Source organism: Shewanella sp. Iso12, assembly GCF_012030025.1.
Classification (GTDB): Bacteria; Pseudomonadota; Gammaproteobacteria; order Enterobacterales; family Shewanellaceae; genus Shewanella; species Shewanella algae.
This window is the reverse complement of the sequence record NZ_JAAUHW010000011.1, coordinates 116,216-132,873: the sequence shown is the minus strand read 5'-3', so window position 1 is coordinate 132,873 and position 16,658 is coordinate 116,216. Positions and strand designations below refer to the sequence as shown.

The 16,658-nt window shown below is 56.3% G+C and carries 14 protein-coding genes; 9 read left to right on the top strand and 5 right to left on the bottom strand.

Going from position 1 to position 16,658, the window contains the following annotated elements; all coding sequences use genetic code 11:
- Positions 1-100: 100 nt before the first annotated feature.
- The 3 genes from mrcB to HCX89_RS17185 all read right to left on the bottom strand — a co-directional run bounded on the left by mrcB (position 101) and on the right by HCX89_RS17185 (position 7,323).
- Positions 101-2,428 carry a penicillin-binding protein 1B gene (gene mrcB / locus HCX89_RS17195; RefSeq protein ID WP_167716806.1) on the bottom strand — a complete coding sequence of 776 codons (2,328 nt, stop codon included), beginning with the start codon at positions 2,426-2,428 and terminating at the stop codon, positions 101-103.
- Positions 2,429-2,445: 17 nt separating this feature from the next.
- Positions 2,446-4,998 (bottom strand): ATP-dependent helicase HrpB, encoded by a 2,553-nt coding sequence (gene hrpB, locus HCX89_RS17190; protein ID WP_167716804.1) that lies wholly within the window; start codon positions 4,996-4,998, stop codon positions 2,446-2,448.
- A gap of 135 nt (positions 4,999-5,133) precedes the next feature.
- Positions 5,134-7,323, bottom strand: coding sequence for a bifunctional diguanylate cyclase/phosphodiesterase (locus HCX89_RS17185; protein ID WP_044733830.1), 2,190 nt, complete (start codon positions 7,321-7,323; stop codon positions 5,134-5,136).
- A 143-nt stretch (positions 7,324-7,466) separates the two neighbouring features.
- On the opposite strand from HCX89_RS17185, the gene thpR reads away from it, so the two are divergent.
- Positions 7,467-8,015: an RNA 2',3'-cyclic phosphodiesterase gene (gene thpR, locus HCX89_RS17180; RefSeq protein ID WP_144226812.1), complete on the top strand. Its 549-nt coding sequence runs from the start codon at positions 7,467-7,469 to the stop codon at positions 8,013-8,015.
- Between the two features lies 1 nt (position 8,016).
- Here thpR and HCX89_RS17175 read toward each other — a convergent pair whose 3' ends face one another.
- Together HCX89_RS17175 and pepB are read right to left on the bottom strand one after the other, a co-directional pair.
- Positions 8,017-8,475: a GNAT family N-acetyltransferase gene (locus tag HCX89_RS17175; protein ID WP_167716802.1), complete on the bottom strand. Its 459-nt coding sequence runs from the start codon at positions 8,473-8,475 to the stop codon at positions 8,017-8,019.
- 92 nt (positions 8,476-8,567) lie between these two features.
- The gene (pepB, locus tag HCX89_RS17170) at positions 8,568-9,845 is read right to left on the bottom strand and encodes an aminopeptidase PepB (RefSeq protein WP_062793417.1); all 1,278 of its coding nucleotides are present in this window, start codon (positions 9,843-9,845) and stop codon (positions 8,568-8,570) included.
- Positions 9,846-10,007: 162 nt separating this feature from the next.
- Here pepB and sfsA point away from each other — a divergent pair, with 162 nt between their 5' ends.
- The 8 genes from sfsA to HCX89_RS17130 all read left to right on the top strand — a co-directional run bounded on the left by sfsA (position 10,008) and on the right by HCX89_RS17130 (position 16,658).
- Positions 10,008-10,730: a DNA/RNA nuclease SfsA gene (sfsA, locus tag HCX89_RS17165; RefSeq protein WP_167716800.1), complete on the top strand. Its 723-nt coding sequence runs from the start codon at positions 10,008-10,010 to the stop codon at positions 10,728-10,730.
- Between the two features lie 150 nt (positions 10,731-10,880).
- On the top strand, positions 10,881-11,324 hold the full coding sequence (dksA, locus tag HCX89_RS17160; protein WP_025010051.1) for an RNA polymerase-binding protein DksA: 444 nt from the start codon (positions 10,881-10,883) through the stop codon (positions 11,322-11,324).
- A gap of 67 nt (positions 11,325-11,391) precedes the next feature.
- The gene (gene gluQRS / locus HCX89_RS17155) at positions 11,392-12,261 is read left to right on the top strand and encodes a tRNA glutamyl-Q(34) synthetase GluQRS (protein ID WP_167716798.1); all 870 of its coding nucleotides are present in this window, start codon (positions 11,392-11,394) and stop codon (positions 12,259-12,261) included.
- Positions 12,262-12,446: 185 nt separating this feature from the next.
- Positions 12,447-13,760, top strand: a complete 1,314-nt coding sequence (gene pcnB / locus HCX89_RS17150; protein WP_025010049.1) for a polynucleotide adenylyltransferase PcnB — start codon at positions 12,447-12,449, stop codon at positions 13,758-13,760.
- Between the two features lies 1 nt (position 13,761).
- A complete protein-coding gene (gene folK, locus HCX89_RS17145; protein WP_167716796.1) occupies positions 13,762-14,250 on the top strand; it encodes a 2-amino-4-hydroxy-6-hydroxymethyldihydropteridine diphosphokinase in 489 nt (162 codons plus the stop codon).
- Positions 14,251-14,327: 77 nt separating this feature from the next.
- Positions 14,328-15,122 (top strand): 3-methyl-2-oxobutanoate hydroxymethyltransferase, encoded by a 795-nt coding sequence (gene panB / locus HCX89_RS17140; RefSeq protein ID WP_025010048.1) that lies wholly within the window; start codon positions 14,328-14,330, stop codon positions 15,120-15,122.
- 19 nt (positions 15,123-15,141) lie between these two features.
- Entirely contained in the window at positions 15,142-15,987 is an 846-nt protein-coding gene (panC, locus tag HCX89_RS17135; RefSeq protein WP_025010047.1) for a pantoate--beta-alanine ligase, read from the top strand.
- Between the two features lie 164 nt (positions 15,988-16,151).
- A complete protein-coding gene (locus tag HCX89_RS17130) occupies positions 16,152-16,658 on the top strand; it encodes a DUF4124 domain-containing protein (protein ID WP_071238548.1) in 507 nt (168 codons plus the stop codon).

Genomic DNA, 16,658 nt, shown 5'->3' with positions numbered 1-16,658 from the left:
AATCAGACGGTATAGCGATAAAACGCGATATTCTCAAACAAGTCAAAGGCCACCCGGAGGTGGCCTTTTTGCTATCTAGTATCTATTAGCCTCTACACGGTTAACCACCGAGGATCCGCTTCCACCAAGGCAGAGGTTCACCGCAGTTGGGCGCCGGGTGATAACTGTCGGCCAGCGCAGGTACCGCCACCACATTACGGCAATCGGCTTGTTTCGCCGCGCCTGTATCCCGGTCGAAATAGCCCTGCACCACGCCGTTGACCGGCGGCAACCTCAGCCCCAGTGGCGGCCGCTCGGCGAGGAAGCGTTGATAAACCGTCATGGCACCACTGCTGCCATAGAACTGGGTCTTGCCGTTGTCATCGCGGCCAACCCAAACGGCGGCAACGTTACGCTCGTCAAACCCGGCAAACCAGGAGTCGCGGCGGTCGTTGCTGGTGCCCGTCTTGCCCGCCAGCATCACGCCGGGGAAGGCCGCCCCTAGACGCGAAGCCGTGCCGGACTCCACCACCTTGGTCATGGCGTACTGCACCAGATAGTTGGCCGCAGGCGTTATCGCCTCATGGCGTGGCATACTGGCCACAGGCAGGGGCTGGTTGTCGCTGTCCAGCACGGCAGTCACCGCATTGAGCTGACGATAACGGCCACCGTCCGCCAGGGTCTGATATACCTGCGCCACCATCAAGGGGGAACCGTTCACGGCGCCGAGCAACATGGAAGGATAAGCCGATACAGCTTCATTCCAGCCGGCCTCTTTTAGCGTCGCGGCCACGGCATCGACACCGACATTCATCCCCAAATTAACGGTCGGCACATTCATCGATTTCTTGAACGCCGTCAACAGTGGCACCTGGCCACGGAACTTACGATCCACATTCTGTGGCGACCAGGTCTTGCCCTGCTCATTCTTGAGGGTAATGGCCTCATCTCTGAGGGGGCTGGCGAGATTGAACTTGCTGCCCTGAGCCAGCGCCGTGGCATAAACAAAGGGCTTGACCAGTGAACCTATGGGACGGCGAATTTCCACCGCCCGGTTGAAGCCCTCGTAGCCCGGCACCTTGTCGCCCACCATGGCGGCGATCCCGGCGCTGTACTTGTCGGTCACCACCATGCCTACCTGCAACTCTTTATCTTTCTTGCCAAGTTCCTTCAGGGTTCGCTCAACAGCGTTTTCGGCTGCTTCCTGCGCCATGGGGTCCAAGGTGGTATAGACCTTGACACCGGACTGCTTCAGCAGCGCCGCACCGTAGCGATCCTTGAGTTCCTGTTTGACCACGGCAAAGAAGGCCGGCAGTTTCTGGTGCACAGGTTTGTCCGAGCGCCTTAATCCCAGCGGCGACTCCGCTGCCGCCTTGTATTGGTCGACAGAAATTTTGCTGCCTTCCATCAAGAGCCGGAGCACCAGATCGCGCCGCTCCTGAGCCCTGTCAGGATAGCGCCAGGGGTTGTAGTAAGATGGCCCCTTGATAGCGGCGACCAGGAAGGCTTGCTGCGCCAGGGTCAGCTCTCCTACGGGGCGGCCAAAATAGAATTGCGATGCCAGCCCCATGCCATGCACGGCTCTGGATTTGTCCTGTCCCATGTAGACCTCATTGAGATAGGCCTCGAGGATTTCATCCTTGCTGTAACGAAAATCGATAATCAGCGCCATCAAGGCCTCTCTGGCCTTACGGATCAAGGAGCGCTCACTGGAGAGGAAGAAGTTCTTCGCCAGCTGCTGGGTCAGGGTAGAGCCGCCCTGTACCGTGCGACCGGCGCTGATATTGACCAGCAGGGCACGGGCGATGGCAAAGGGGTTCACCCCGTGGTGCTCATAGAAGCTGCGGTCTTCCACCAGAATAAGCGCTTCGACTATGTTTTCGGGGATCTGTTCGGTTGGTACAAAAAGCCTGTCCTCACCATCGCCGGCGATGATCCTGTCCAGCAGTACAGGTTCGAGATGAAACACCGCCAGTTGGCGTTTGTCGCTCATGCGCGCCACTGAAGTGACGCCGTTGGAGTCGAAACTTATCATCACCCGCTGCTCTGCCTGGCTACCCTCAGGATGCAGGAAGGGGCGACGCCACAGCTCGATTCGGGTACTGGAGGCAGAAAACTCCCCCACCTGGCGCGGATTGGCCACCTTGCGATAGCCCAGCAGCTTAAGTTCGGCCATCAGCTGGGCATGGCTCACCGCCGCCCCGGGATAGAGTGCCATGGAGCGACTGAACACCTGCGCCGGCAGGTGCCACTTCTGCCCTTCAAACTTACGGGCGATGATCTGATCCAGGTAGATACAATAGATAGTCAACGCCGCTACCAGAATAAGGGCCAGCTTCCAGGTTATCGACCATAACCTGCGACATAGCCCGGGGTTTTGCTGCGCCGGCTTGCTCTTGCTGCTGGTTTTTCTGGTACTTTTTTTCGTGGTACTTTTCTTGGTGGTCATGCTTATCCCAAAATTTACTACTGGATATTCAAGGTCTTTTTCTTGGTGAATTTAGTCGGCAAAGTATTGGCCGGGTCGTCGGGCCACAGGTGTTTAGGGTAGCGCCCACGCATCTCTTTTTTCACTTCGACATAGGGTCCTTGCCAAAAACTGGCCAGATCGGCCGTCAGCGCCAAAGGGCGCTGCGCCGGAGACAAGAGTTCCATGGTTACGGTCAACTCCCCTTGCAGTAGCCGCGGGCTTTCGGCCATGCCCAGCGCTTCCTGCAGACGCACACTCAGCAGCGCCCGACCGCCGGCATCATAGCGGATCGGTGCCCGGGTGCCCGTGGCCATTTTCCAATGACTCGGCAGCCATTCATTCAGTGTCTGCTGCGCCTGCCACTCGAGGCGATTGAGCAACAGCTGCTTGATATCCAATGCCATTAATCCCTTTAGCTGCTTGATATCGCTCAAAAATGGTTCCAACCACTCCTCGAGAGAATCCAGCAGCGCCGGATCGCTGTTGTCCGGAAATAGGTTCGGATCTTTGGATCTTGCCAGTGCCAGCCTGAACTGGAGCTGCCTGACATCCTCATCCATATTGAGCAGTGCCAAGCCTTTACTGCGCAGCAGCACCATAATCGCCTGAGCCCTCAGCTTGGGATCCGCCTCTTTCTCGGCCTCCCGCTTGAGTACTATCTCCCCCAGACGCAGTTGGCGCTCGGCAAAGAAACGTCCCTTGGACTCATCCCAGCCCGCCTGCTGTTGCCAGGTACAGAGAAAGGCCAGCTCATTTTCCAGCAACCCCGCCGGTAATTCGGCCGCCAGATAGATGCGGCCGGCGCTGCGGCCCTCGGTCTCCAGGTAATCGGCCACCACCAGAAACTCGCAGCCGCTGAGGCTGTCACTGGCATCGAGCACCACGCCACTGCCATTGGCCAACTGGTAACCCTCGACGCCTCTTGCCTTGGCTATCCTGTCAGGAAATGCCAGCGCCAACAACAGGGCGCAATCGGCACGATTCGCCAATTTCAGAAAATCCGCCGCCTTGCCGTTAAGCCCTAAGCGTCTGAGCCAGTTGCCGACTTGTCTGGCTTCAAGGCCTTGAGTGGCCTGAGAAAGTTTATCCATGATGTCGGCGCCGTTGCCAGCAAGGCTTCTGGCCTCCAATAAGGCTGCCAGCAGACAAGCCAGACCGGCGAGCTCGGGTTCGCCGCGCGCCTGCCCCAGGCTTTGCGCCCGGAGCAACATGTGCGCCAGCCGCGGCTGCGCCCCCAGTGCATAGGCCGCGCGGCCATGGGCGGTAAGCTTACGTTGCAGGTCTACCAATTGCAGCGACTGCAACAGCTGCCAGGCCACCGCCTCATTGGCTCTGGCCGGTGGCGTCAGTAAAGGCAAGTCACTGAGGCTGCGCACACCCCAGCAGGCCGCATCCAGGGCCATGGAGAGCAAGTCGGCATGCAAGATTTCCGGTTCATCCGCCTGCGGCAAGCGGCCGTGCTCCTCCTGGCCCCAAAGCCTTAAGCAAAAACCCGCACTGGTGCGCCCAGCCCGCCCGGCTCTTTGAGTGGCCGATGCCTGGCTGATACGCTTGAGTCCCAAACGGGTCACGCCGCTGCGGGGGTTGAAACTGGCCTGGCGCTTGTAACCACTGTCCACCACCAGAGTAATCCCCTCTATGGTCAGACTGGATTCCGCCAGGTTGGTGGACAGTACCAGCTTACGCTCACCGGCATTGGCCGGGGCAATCGCCGCATCCTGCTCTTTTGCACTCAATGAGCCGTAGAGAGGACAAATGCGCACATTGGCTGCAACTCTGGATTGCAGATAGTGCTTGAGGCGTTGAATTTCCCCCTGTCCCGGCAGGAAGGCGAGTATCGAGCCCTGTTGCTGCGCTTCGCTAACCCCCAAAGCGCAGGCCTGCTGAGGGTCCAGCAGCGCCAGCAACTGCCGCCCCATATGTTCAAGCCAAGGCACCATGCCTGTGCCGGAACCCGAACCGCTGCGCCTCTGCGCCAAAGCGGCGCTGTAGGCGATAGTCACAGGGTAGCTGCGGCCCTCACTGGCAAGCAGCTTGGCATCCGGCATCAAGGTTTGTAACGGCAAGCCTTCGAGCGTTGCCGACATGGCCAGCAAGTGTAAATCGTCCCGCAATGAGGCCTGCACTTCCAGTGCCAGCGCCAGACCGAGATCTGTGCTCAGATGGCGCTCATGGATCTCATCGAAAATGATCATGGCAACGCCCTTGAGCTCAGGGTCCTGCTGGATCATGCGGGTCAGTACCCCCTCGGTGATGATCTCGAGTCGGGTGTTGCCGCTGACCTGACTCTCACCGCGAACCCTGAACCCCACCTCTTGCCCCAGTGCCTGCCCTCTTTGGCGCGCCAAAAAGCCGGCGATGGCCCGCGCTGCAACCCGCCGGGGCTCCAACATGAGGATCTTGCCGTCGATTTCCGGCCAGTCGAGCAGTGCCAAGGGCAGCGCGGTGGATTTACCGGCTCCGGTAGGCGCCTCGAGGATAACTTGCCGACAAGTGGCCAAGGTTTGGCGCAGTTGAGGCAACAGGGATTGAATGGGTAAGTCGTTCAAGATTCAGGGCATGGCTTACAAAAACAGGCGCTCAGTGTAACCAGTTTCAGCCGCCGTGGCTAACAGGAAGGCCCTGAGCATGTCCTGCAAACTACACCAGGTATCCTGATGTCAGTCTGTGCCAGCCTGTATGAATCAATAAGCATTGGCACAACTGCGGTTGGACTCACTCAGCTCAAGTAAGGGCCTGGGCTTGCCTATGGCGTAGCCCTGAGCATAATCCACCCCCAGCTCCTGCAGTTTCGCCACTATGGCCTCGGTTTCCACAAACTCGGCAATAGTTTGAAACTCCATCTGCCTTCCCAACTGGCACATGGCGGCAATAATCGCCTGATCCGCCTTGTCTTCACAGAGATTGAGCACAAACTGGCCGTCAATCTTCACATAATCCACCGCCAACTGTTTAAGGTAAGCAAAAGAGGAAAAGCCGGCACCAAAGTCATCCATCGCCAGCTTACAACCCAGGGGTTTAAGCAGCTCAATCAACCTGTGGGCCTGCTCGAGCTGGCTGAGAACCGAAGTTTCGGTGATTTCGATACACAGCTTATCGACCAATTCGGGTTCGGCCAGCAGGCGCATCTCAAGCCAGTCCATAAACTCCTCATCCTCGAGCGAGGACGCCGAAAGGTTCAGCGACACCAAAGACAGGGATTGCCACAACTCAAGATGCCTATTGCCCCAGAGCAGCAGATGATCTATCACCCAGCGATCCACCCTGGATGCCAGGTTATAACGCTCGGCCGCTGGCAGAAATATCGCCGGAGACAACATCTCTCCCTCCTCCTGATACATACGCAGCAAGATCTCCAGATGCATGCCGCTATCTGTAGCCTCCAGCGGGCGGATCTCCTGGAAATAGAGCTCAAATCTGTCATTGGCAAGAGCCCCGAGGACATCGACAGAGGCGGTCATTTCGCTGTAGAGCCGCTTGAGGCGGGGATCGCTGCTGTCGTAGAGTAACCAGCCGTTGCGCCCCTGCTCCTTGGCCAGGCGGCAGGCGGCATCGGCCTGGCCCATGACGGTATAAATGTCCTGGGCTGCCGGATCCAACTGGGCTATGCCTATGCTGGCCGAGACCCCGTGTTTGCGGTTTTCCCAGTTGAATTCGTGATTGAACAGCTGCTGACAGATACGCTCGGCGATATGTTTAGCCGACTCTGGGTTGCAAAAATGCATCAGGATCCCGAACTCATCGCCGCCGAGCCTAGCCACCACGTCCCCCTTGCGCACCAGCTGCTTGAGCCGCTGCGCCACCTGACACAAGAGCCTGTCACCCGCGATATGACCGCTGACATTGTTGATCACCCGAAACTGGTCCAGATCCACAAAGGCAATACACACAGGCGGCGCCTGTTCCTCGCCGAGCACTTTGGCCAGCAGGGCTTCGAAATGCACCCGGTTGGGCAGGCCGGTCAGCGCATCATAATTGGCGTGAAATGACAGCTCGCTGGCCAATCTGTGGCGTTCACTGACATCCTCAGCCATCAGCACCAGGGTACGCTTATCAGCCTTACTGCGGCTGAAACTGAGTTTTTGCCAAGAGAGCTCCTGTCCATGCAGAAAACCAACCTCACACCAGGCCTGATTCAATACCCCATCGCGTACCACGGCCAGGGTATCAAGCAAAATCCCCTTGTCATCCTCACGCACCAACGCCAGCAGATCCTTGCTGTCACCGGCCACCAGTGTCTGCTTGGCTATCCGGTTCATCATGGTCAGTTGGTTACTGCTGTCCAACTGCCCGCAAGCCAGGGGTAACTGTTGGAACAGCTCCTGATACTTGCGCTCACTGGCCAGCAGCGCCAAGGCGATACGGGTCAGCTCCATTGCCGAGCCTATCATGGCCGCCGCATGGCTGAGTTCATTGACAAAGTCTTCCTGCCAGCGCTTTTCGCCGCCGCATTGCAGGGCGCCAACGGCGATATGGGTATCCCCCAGATGCAGTGGCGGCAGCACCAACAGGCTGCGCACCTGCCATTGGCGTAAGAAACGTTTCTCTTCCTGAGCTTCCTTGGGAAGCTCTTCAATACTGTCCAAGGTCAGGAGTTTGGGGTGGCGTAACAGATTGCGAAAAAAAGGCATGTTCCCCAGCCCCCACTCCCGGGAAGCTTGCTGAGTCTTGAATTGGGGTTTGAGGTAGAGATTGCGGGTCTTGAGTCGCCCCGGTGTCTTACCGGCCGCCAGCACAAACACCCCGTCACAATCCAGTTGTCGGGTGATGATCTCCAGGGCGCGATCAACATTCTGCTCCAGGGTGATCAGCGGAGAATCGCTGAAGACATCCACCAGAGCATGTTGTAATTGATTGGCAAGACTCGCGGGCATAATGGGGTCATTTCCTTACGACTGTTTTTTGATCCGAAGAATCCATCCGATACCATTGCTTTTCATTCTCACCGAGTGAATCGACTCCTGTGTACAATGGTACAAGTCACAGTATAGGCCAAGGTCTTAACCGGGAACGAAAAATGAGCTCAATTACGCCTAAAAGGCTATTTCTGGGATTCGCGCCAACCACGGCAGAAAGAGCGAGCTTGCTGACGTTGCAGCAAGCTTGTGAACAAGCTGATGAACCGTCAGCCCCCGGTCTCAAGAAAATGACTGAGGCCAATCTGCACCTTACCCTGGCGTTTCTCGGCCAGGTGACGGCAGAACAGCATGGGGATTTACTCGCTGCCATTCCCGGCTTGCCCTTGAAACGCTTTCGGGTGCGGCTCGAGCATCTCTGTTTCTGGCCCGGGCCGAAAATACTCTGCCTGGCCGGCACAGCCGAGGATCCGGCACTGATGGCGCTTGCCGGGGCGGCGCAACAACTGGCGACAAACCTTGGGCTGCATAGCAGCGAATATGATTACCGCCCCCATATCACCTTGATGCGAAGGGCCGGCAACCTACCGAAACTCGAACATATTCCGATTATCGATTTAACGCCAAGCGAGCTGCAACTCTACGAGTCTTTGAGTACTCCAACCGGCGTCGAGTACCGGATATTGGCCAGTTGGCCGTTAAGCGACTGAATCACTTAAGCGCCTTGTGCATCACCACGCAGTCGAGCACTATACCTCTTGGGGAGTGGTATTGGCTTATCCCCTCACCGCAAAAGCCACAACTGCGATAGAAGTCGGCGGCATTGAGGGTAGACTCCAGCGTCAACACAGTCACGCCTCTTTCACGCGCCAAAGACTCGAGATGAGCGAGCAAGTCACGCCCGAGCCCTTGGCCCATGGCTTGTGGATGCACGAACAGGGCTTCAATTCGGTCGTTATCCAGCATGCCGGTCGCCAGTATTTTTCCCTGATGTTCGAGCAGATAAAAGTCTCTCTCCACCATGGTGATAAAGACATAGGGCATCTCGCCTTGGGTCCAAATTCTGAGCTCTTCATCTGCGTAAAATCCCCGGCAACCGGCTTGAATAGCCAGATTACGGATATCCCAGGCAGTTTGTGCGTCTTCCTTTCTTGCCTTGCGTAACTTCATCCTGCACTTCCCTTTGTTGAAAAAATAGCGATACACCGGCATTAAAAAGCCGCCCAGTGGGCGGCTTGGTTTGGGCATTAATTCCCTATGACTCAGTCCGCCAACAGTTCGGCTATGGTCAACATACCATGAGTCGTGGCGCCTGCAGCCCAAAGGGCCGAAGCGTTGTCTTCAAATGCGGCGGCCAGATCGATATGCAGCCAATCCACACCTTCATTGACAAAACGCCACAGGAAACCGGCGGCATTGGAAGCGCCACCGGCGCCGCCACCTTTTACAGGGCGGCTGTTGGCGGTATCGGCATAGGCAGAAGGGCACATCTCTTTATGCCAAGGCTCCAGCGGCAAAGGCCAAACATTTTCGGCCACTAGAGCCGCCTTTTGCTGCGTCAACGCCAGCAGTGGCTGGCTGGGGGAGAAGATGGCGTTATAGTTGCGACCAACGGCCATCACGGCGGCGCCGGTCAGGGTGGCGGCATCGATAACCCGAGTCGCACCGCTGGCGCAGGCGGCCTGCAGACCATCGGCCAGCACCAGGCGTCCCTCGGCATCGGTATTGACCACTTCAACCGTGGTGCCGTTCTTGTAGGTCAGTATGTCTCCCAGCTTATAGGCACGACCACTGATCAGGTTCTCGGCGCAGCAGAGATAGAGTTTGACCCGCTTGTCGAGACCGTTCTGAATCGCCAGCCCCAGCGCCGCAGTAACAGTTGCCGCGCCGCCCATATCCGCCTTCATGCCCAGCATGCCTTCGGAAGCCTTGATGCTGTAACCGCCTGAGTCAAAGGTGATCCCCTTACCTACCAGCGCGACGGACACGGGAGCATCTTCACCCAGAGGGTTGAAGTCCAGTTCCAGCAATGCAGGTGGCCTTTCGCTGCCGCGGCCAACCGCATGAATGCCTATCCACTGCTCCTGCAACAAGGCTTCCCCTTCAACTATCCGGTAGCTGACCTTGTCACCGCCGAGTTCGGCCAGCCAATTGGCAGCCTGCTGCGCCAGTTTCAGTGGTGGCAGGTTTTCCGGGGTTTCATTGATAAGACTGCGGGCAAACGATGCGCTGTAAGCCCTGCTGGTCAGCGCGCCCTTGAGCGCCTCATCACCGGCCCACTGGATCTCATGTCCGCCTTTGGCAGTGACAAAGCCCTGGGCAAAGGCCCACTGACTGTTGAGGTCCCAACCCTCTCCCACCAAAGAAACCTGATTGATCCCCTGGTTACGCAGCTTGCGGGCGGCCATCTGGATTTGCCGCAGAACATCGTTTCCCTGCAGGTGGATCTGAGCCTGCTCAGCATTGTAGGTTACATCGGCCTTGCCCCAATGGGCAGCAGGGGCCTCATGGGTCAGCACTATCTTCATGGATTGACTCATTTCGATTCCTTCTTCTTTATGCAGTGAGCGCCTTCGCGCCACAATTGGTCCCAGTGTACTGCATTCCTGCCCGGCACTTGAAGCCCCGCGCCGAATGAGAATTGTTGCCAACTGTAAAGCCTGCTAGGCTCTGAGGTTTTCAACAACTTCAGGGAGATGGGGATGGAGTTTATCCCGCCACTGCAATCCGGCATTTTGATCCAAAGGTATAAACGCTTTCTGGCCGATATCAGGCTGGATGATGGCACTGAGATTACCCTGCACTGCCCCAATACGGGTTCAATGAAGAACTGCCAGTTCCCCGGCGAGCGGGTTTGGTTCTCCTGTTCGGACAATCCCAAGCGTAAATACGCCCACACCTGGGAGCTGATGCAAACCCCTGAAGGCGACCTGATCGGTGTCAACACAGGGCGGGCCAATGCCCTGGTAGAGGAAGGGATCCAAACGGGTGTCATCAGGGAACTGCAGGGGTACCAAAACCTCACGCGGGAAGTAAAGTACGGTGATGAAAACAGCCGTATCGATATCTTTCTCAGCGAAGGGGCAGAAGCTGATTGCTATATCGAAGTGAAGAACACCACACTCTTGGAAGAGGGTCATGGTTACTTTCCCGATGCTGTCACCAGCCGTGGTCAAAAACACTTGCGGGAACTGATGTCAGTGGTCAAAAGTGGCCAACGTGGGGTATTGGTGTTTTTAGTGCAACATACAGGGATAAAAACCGTATCAGCGGCCCGCCATATAGATTCAAAATATGCCGACTTATTGAACGAAGCCATAGAGGCCGGGGTCGAAGTACTGGCCTATGCCACAAGCCTTTCACCTGAAGGCTTCAGGGTGGAATCAAGGCTCGAATTTGTTCGTCAGACAAGCCCCAAAAAGTGATAAAAAGTTGATTTAATCGGGTTTAGCAGACATATTCAAATAATTAGCAATAAGTAAATCGAAATATTTGCCTAGGTAGAGAGATTCTGATATAGATAGCGGCCGTTCATAAGAATGCCCTACGACGCAAATGGAAACAGGAGATGCGTTATGCCTGAAGGCACTAAAAAACTTGGTGTACTCGCTATCGCTGGTGTAGACCCTTACCAGGAAAAACCCGGTGAGGAGTACATGAACTCACAACAACTGAGCCACTTCAAGACCATTCTTGAAGCATGGAGGAATCAGTTGCGTCAAGAGGTGGATCGCACTCTTACCCATATGCAGGATGAAGCTGCAAACTTCCCGGATCCGGTTGACCGTGCCGCCCAGGAAGAAGAGTTCAGCCTCGAACTGCGCGCCCGCGACCGCGAACGTAAGCTGATCAAGAAGATCGAAAAGACACTGCAGAAAATTGAAGAAGATGACTTCGGTTTCTGCGAATCCTGCGGCGTCGAAATCGGCATCCGTCGTCTGGAAGCCAGACCGACAGCCGATCTGTGTATCGACTGCAAAACGCTGGCAGAGATCAAAGAAAAACAGATGGCAGGTTAATCTAATCTGCCGCAGCGCGGGGCCAAGTGTTACACTGGCCCCGCGTTTTTTTGTCACTCAGCCCTTGATGAACAACACTTCCTACATAGGCCGTTTCGCCCCCTCGCCTTCAGGCTCTTTGCATTTCGGCTCTCTTGTTGCCGCCCTCGGCAGTTATCTACGCGCCCGCTCAAAGCAAGGGCAGTGGTTGCTGCGAATAGAAGATATCGACCCCCCGAGAGAAGTCAGCGGCGCAGCCGATGACATAATGCGCACCCTGGAAGCCTTCGGCCTGCACTGGGACGGTGAAGTGCTGTACCAGAGCCGACGTCTACAAGACTATCAGCAACATATAGATGCCTTACTGGAATCCAATCAGGCCTACTATTGTCAGTGCACCCGCAAACAGATCCAGCAAAGAGGTGGTGTTTACGACGGCCGCTGCCGGGAGTTGCAACTCAAGCAAGGTGCCATTCGCATTCACAACCAACTGGCGGTTGCCCGGTTTATCGATGGCCATCTGGGTAAAGTCTGTGTCGACCCAGCCTTCGCCGCAGAAGACTTTATTATCAAGCGCAGCGATGGCCTGTACGCCTATCAACTAGCGGTGGTACTGGACGACGCCTTTCAAGGCATCACTGAGATAGTCCGCGGCGCCGACCTCTTGGAGGCCAGTTGCCGACAGATAAGCCTGTTTCGCCAATTCGGATTTCAGGAACCGGGCTTTTTTCATCTGCCACTTGCCAGCACCCAGGCAGGGCTCAAGCTTTCCAAGCAAAACCATGCCACGCCGGTGGATAAACGCCATCCACAACCGGCGATGCTGGCGGCACTCGAGTTTCTCGGCCAGGCGGCTGTCACGCCCCAAGCCGATATGACTCAGATGTTGGCCCAGGCGGTGGCTCAGTTTGATCCAGACAGCATTCCCAAGCAGACAGAGATCCTCATCGGCCGCTGATATACTCATCGCCTGCTATTTGGTATATCATAGCCGCCAGTTTTTAACCCTTATTTTGCGTTAACGTTCCGAGGTGTCCCATTTTTCGCCGTATCAGTCAGTTTTGTAAGCAGTTGTTTGACGATGGTCAGACAACCAAGGCTCAACAAGAAGACAACACAGACACAGGTTTGAGCCTGGAGGTTATCCCGCGCGATGGCCACAGCATTTCCCGCAGACAGATTAGCGAGAATGCGCTCAAGGTTTTGTACCGCCTGCATAAGTCTGGCTTTCACGCCTATCTGGTTGGTGGCGGCGTACGCGATCTGCTGCTGGGACTGGAGCCGAAAGACTTTGACGTGGTCACCAATGCCACTCCGGAAGAGATCAAGAAGCTGTTTCGCAACTGCCGCCTGGTTGGCCGTCGTTTCCGCCTGGCCCATATCGTCTTTGGCCGGGATGTTATTGAAGTGGCGACCTTCCGCGGCCACCACGGCAACAGCGAAGAGAAGATTTCCAAGGTCAATTCGGCCGGACGACTGCTGCGCGACAATGTTTATGGCGACATAGATGAAGACGCCGAGCGCCGCGACTTTACCGTCAACGCCCTCTATTACAATATTGCCGACTACTCCATTCGCAGCTATGGCGGCGGTATTCATGATCTTAAGGCAAGAACCCTGCGACTGATTGGCGATCCCGAGACCCGTTATCGGGAAGACCCGGTGCGTATGCTGCGGGCCGTGCGCTTTGCCACCAAGCTTGGGATGTCCATCGAAAAACGCACTGCGGCCCCGATCAAGAGTTTGGCTCCGCTGCTGAAAGATATTCCGGCGGCGCGTATGTATGAAGAAGTGCTCAAGCTGTTTTTCGCCGGTAAGGCGCTGAACAACTATCAGATGATGCGCGAATATCAACTGTTTGCGCCCATTTTCCCTCTGGTGGAAAGCCTGCTGCGGGACGACCCCAAGGGCCCGGCTGCCAGACTGCTGAGCGAAATGATGCACAACACAGATGTGCGCGTTGGTGAAGACAAGCCTGTGACTCCGGCCTTCTTCTATGCAGCACTCCTTTGGTATCCGCTGCAAAACCGCGCCCAGGATATCGCCTTGGAGAGCGGTCTCAGCCCCTATGATGCCTTCTTTGCCGCCATGGGCGATGTGCTCGAACAGCAGTGCCGTTCGGTAAGCATTCCCCGCCGCTTCAGCACTCCGGCGCGGGATATCTGGCAGTTACAGATGCGCTTTGAACGCTCTCAAGGGGGCCGCGCCTTTAAACTGATGGAACATCCCAAGTTCCGCGCCGCCTACGATCTCTTGCTGCTCAGAGCCAATGCCGAAGGCGGCAATCTGGCCAAGCAGGCCAGTTGGTGGCAACAGTTTGTCGAGTCTGATGACGAACAGAAGCAACAACTGGTGCGCAGCGGCAGTAAGTCCAACGGCAGCCGCAACCGTAACGCCAATCAACGCCGGCGCCGCAAGCCTCGTCGCCCAAGCGAAAAACCACAGGCGGCCGAGTAAGATGACCGGAGTCTATGTGGCGCTGGGCGCCAACCTGGACTCTCCCGAGCGCCAGCTTGACAGTGCTTGCCTGGCGCTGCAACAGCTGGCGCGGCAAAACAGCTTTCGCGTTTCATCCTACTATCGTTCGGTTCCCATGGGCGATGTTCCCCAGCCTGACTATGTCAACGCGGTGGCCTATTTCGAGACCGAGCTGGCGCCGCTGGAACTCCTTGACGCCTTGCAGGAAATCGAGTTGCAGCAAGGGCGACAACGCCTGGTGCGCTGGGGCCCCAGAACCCTGGATCTGGACCTGTTGCTCTACGGCGATAAGCAGATACAGACCCCAAGGCTCACAGTGCCCCACTACGGCATCAAGAGCCGCGAGTTTGTCCTCATTCCACTGGAACAACTCAATCCTTCGCTGGTGTTGCCCTGCGGCACCGGCATAGCCACGCTGATCACCAATGCCATGCGCCAATCGCTGCAACTGATCCACCCCTCAGGCTGAGAACCTGAGCCGGATCGTTGCAGTCCAAAGCCGCATGGCATATAACACCACTTCACTCGGTTAATAAGAAGAGCATTATGTCTAAAATCACCACAGCTACCCTGCGTAAATTCAAGCAGGAAGGTAGAAAGTTTACCGCTCTGACCGCTTATGACGCCAGTTTTGCCGCCGCTTTTGACAGCGAAGGTGTAGACGTCCTGCTGGTAGGAGACTCATTGGGAATGGTTCTGCAAGGTCACGATGATACCTTGCCGGTCAGTGTCGAGGAGATGGCCTATCACACCCGTTGTGTTCGCCGCGGCATCAGCCGCAGTTTGTTGATGGCCGATCTGCCCTTCATGAGTTATGCCACTCCCGAGCAGGCGATGACCAATGCTACCAAGCTGATGCAGGCCGGTGCCAACATGGTCAAGATTGAAGGTGGCCAATGGTTGCTGGAAACGGTTTCCATGTTGACCGAGCGCGGCATTCCTGTCTGCGCCCACCTGGGACTGACGCCACAATCGGTGCACGTGTTCGGTGGTTTCAAGGTACAGGGCCGCGATGCCGACAACGCCCAGCGGATCCTGGATGAGGCCAAGGCGCTGGAAGGTGCCGGGGCCCAGTTGTTGGTACTCGAGTGCGTACCGGCTTCGCTGGCACAACAGATAACCGAAGCGCTGCAAATTCCAGTGATCGGCATAGGGGCCGGCAAGGATACTGATGGCCAAATTCTGGTGATGCACGATGTACTCGGGATCTCCAGCGGCTATATCCCGCGCTTTTCCAAGAACTACCTTAAGCAGACAGGTGAAATCCGTGAGGCCGTGAAGGCCTATATCGACGAAGTTCAGCAGGGACAATTCCCCGCAGAAGAGCACACCTTTAACTGAGCCGGGGATTCGCCAGATTATGCTGACCACAGCCAAGATAGATGAGATCCGTGCCCGGGTACGGGAATGGCGCCAAAAGGGGGAAACCGTAGCCTTTGTCCCTACCATGGGCAATCTGCACCAGGGACATGTGAGTTTAATCCTCGAAGCCGCGCGCCGCGCCGATCACGTGGTGGCCTCGATTTTTGTCAATCCACTGCAGTTTGGCAAGAATGAGGATCTCGATGCTTATCCCCGCACCCTGGGCGCCGATCAGCAAAAACTGACCGAAGCCGGCTGCGAGCTGCTGTTTACCCCAACACCCGAGCTTATCTACCCCAAAGGGCTGGATGCCCAGACCTTTGTGGAAGTCCCAGGGATCTCCGATGAGCTTTGCGGCGCCAGCCGTCCAGGGCACTTTCGCGGGGTCGCGACCATAGTCTGCAAGCTGTTCAATATAGTGCAGCCTGACATCGCCCTGTTTGGCCGTAAGGACTACCAGCAGCTTCTGGTAATCAAGACCATGGTGACCGACCTGTCGCTGCCCATCGAGGTCATAGGGGTAGAAACCGTTCGCGAGGATTCCGGCCTGGCACTGAGTTCGCGCAATGGTTATCTCACCGAGGCCGAAAAGGCGCTGGCGCCCAAGCTCAAGGCAAGCATGGATAAACTGGCCGAGGCGATTGTACTGGGGCAGGATATCGACCAGGCCATCAGCAATGCCAAGGAGCTCCTGCGCGCCGCCGGGCTTGAGCCTGACTATCTGGAAGTGCGTGAGGCTTCAAGCCTCAAACCTGTGAGCAGCGATGACAAGTCGCTGGTGATCCTGGCCGCCGCTTATCTTGGCAAGGCTCGCCTCATAGACAATATGACGCTGTCACGCTGATATCCTTTCTTTAGGGAGGGGGAAATATTCCCCCCTCTTTCTTCCGAAGACCTTTTTCCAGGTCGCCAAAAAAATTTCCTTAGTCAAAAACTGGTCTTCAATAAAGGTTTGAGTCATATTGGTTACACTTGTTTTAGATATGTAACGAAAGGATTCCCGCCCCAATGTTGCCCGGACAGCCCAGACTCTGGCTCTTTGCTGCACTGCTGCTCGCTTCGCAAGTTCAGGCAGGTACCGTCTATAAATGTATCAAAGAGGACAAGGTAGTATTCAGCCAGCTTCCCTGCCCGCAAGCCTTCAAACAGCACAAGATTGAATATCAGTATGGCGTGACCACGGAAACGGCCGAGGGAGAAAGAGTTGATCCGCTGCAATCCCTTTTGGAGAACGACAGCCTGCCAGAAGACAAGCTATTGCAGCGACTGGAAGCCGAAGTCTATCGGCTGCAGCAGGAAAACAGCTATCTGGAAATATTGCGGGCCAGCGAGCTACAAAAGCAGGAGCGGCAACGCTATTGGCAGAAACTGGAGCGGGAAGACCCCGCTTTTGTTAAGCAACGCGGCAAGATAAACGCCCATTTTGATGAGCTCAAACGCGTCAATGATGACAAGATAGCCAAGCTGCAGCAACACAGACAGTTGCTGCAGCAAAAAACCGAGGCTCAGCCCTGA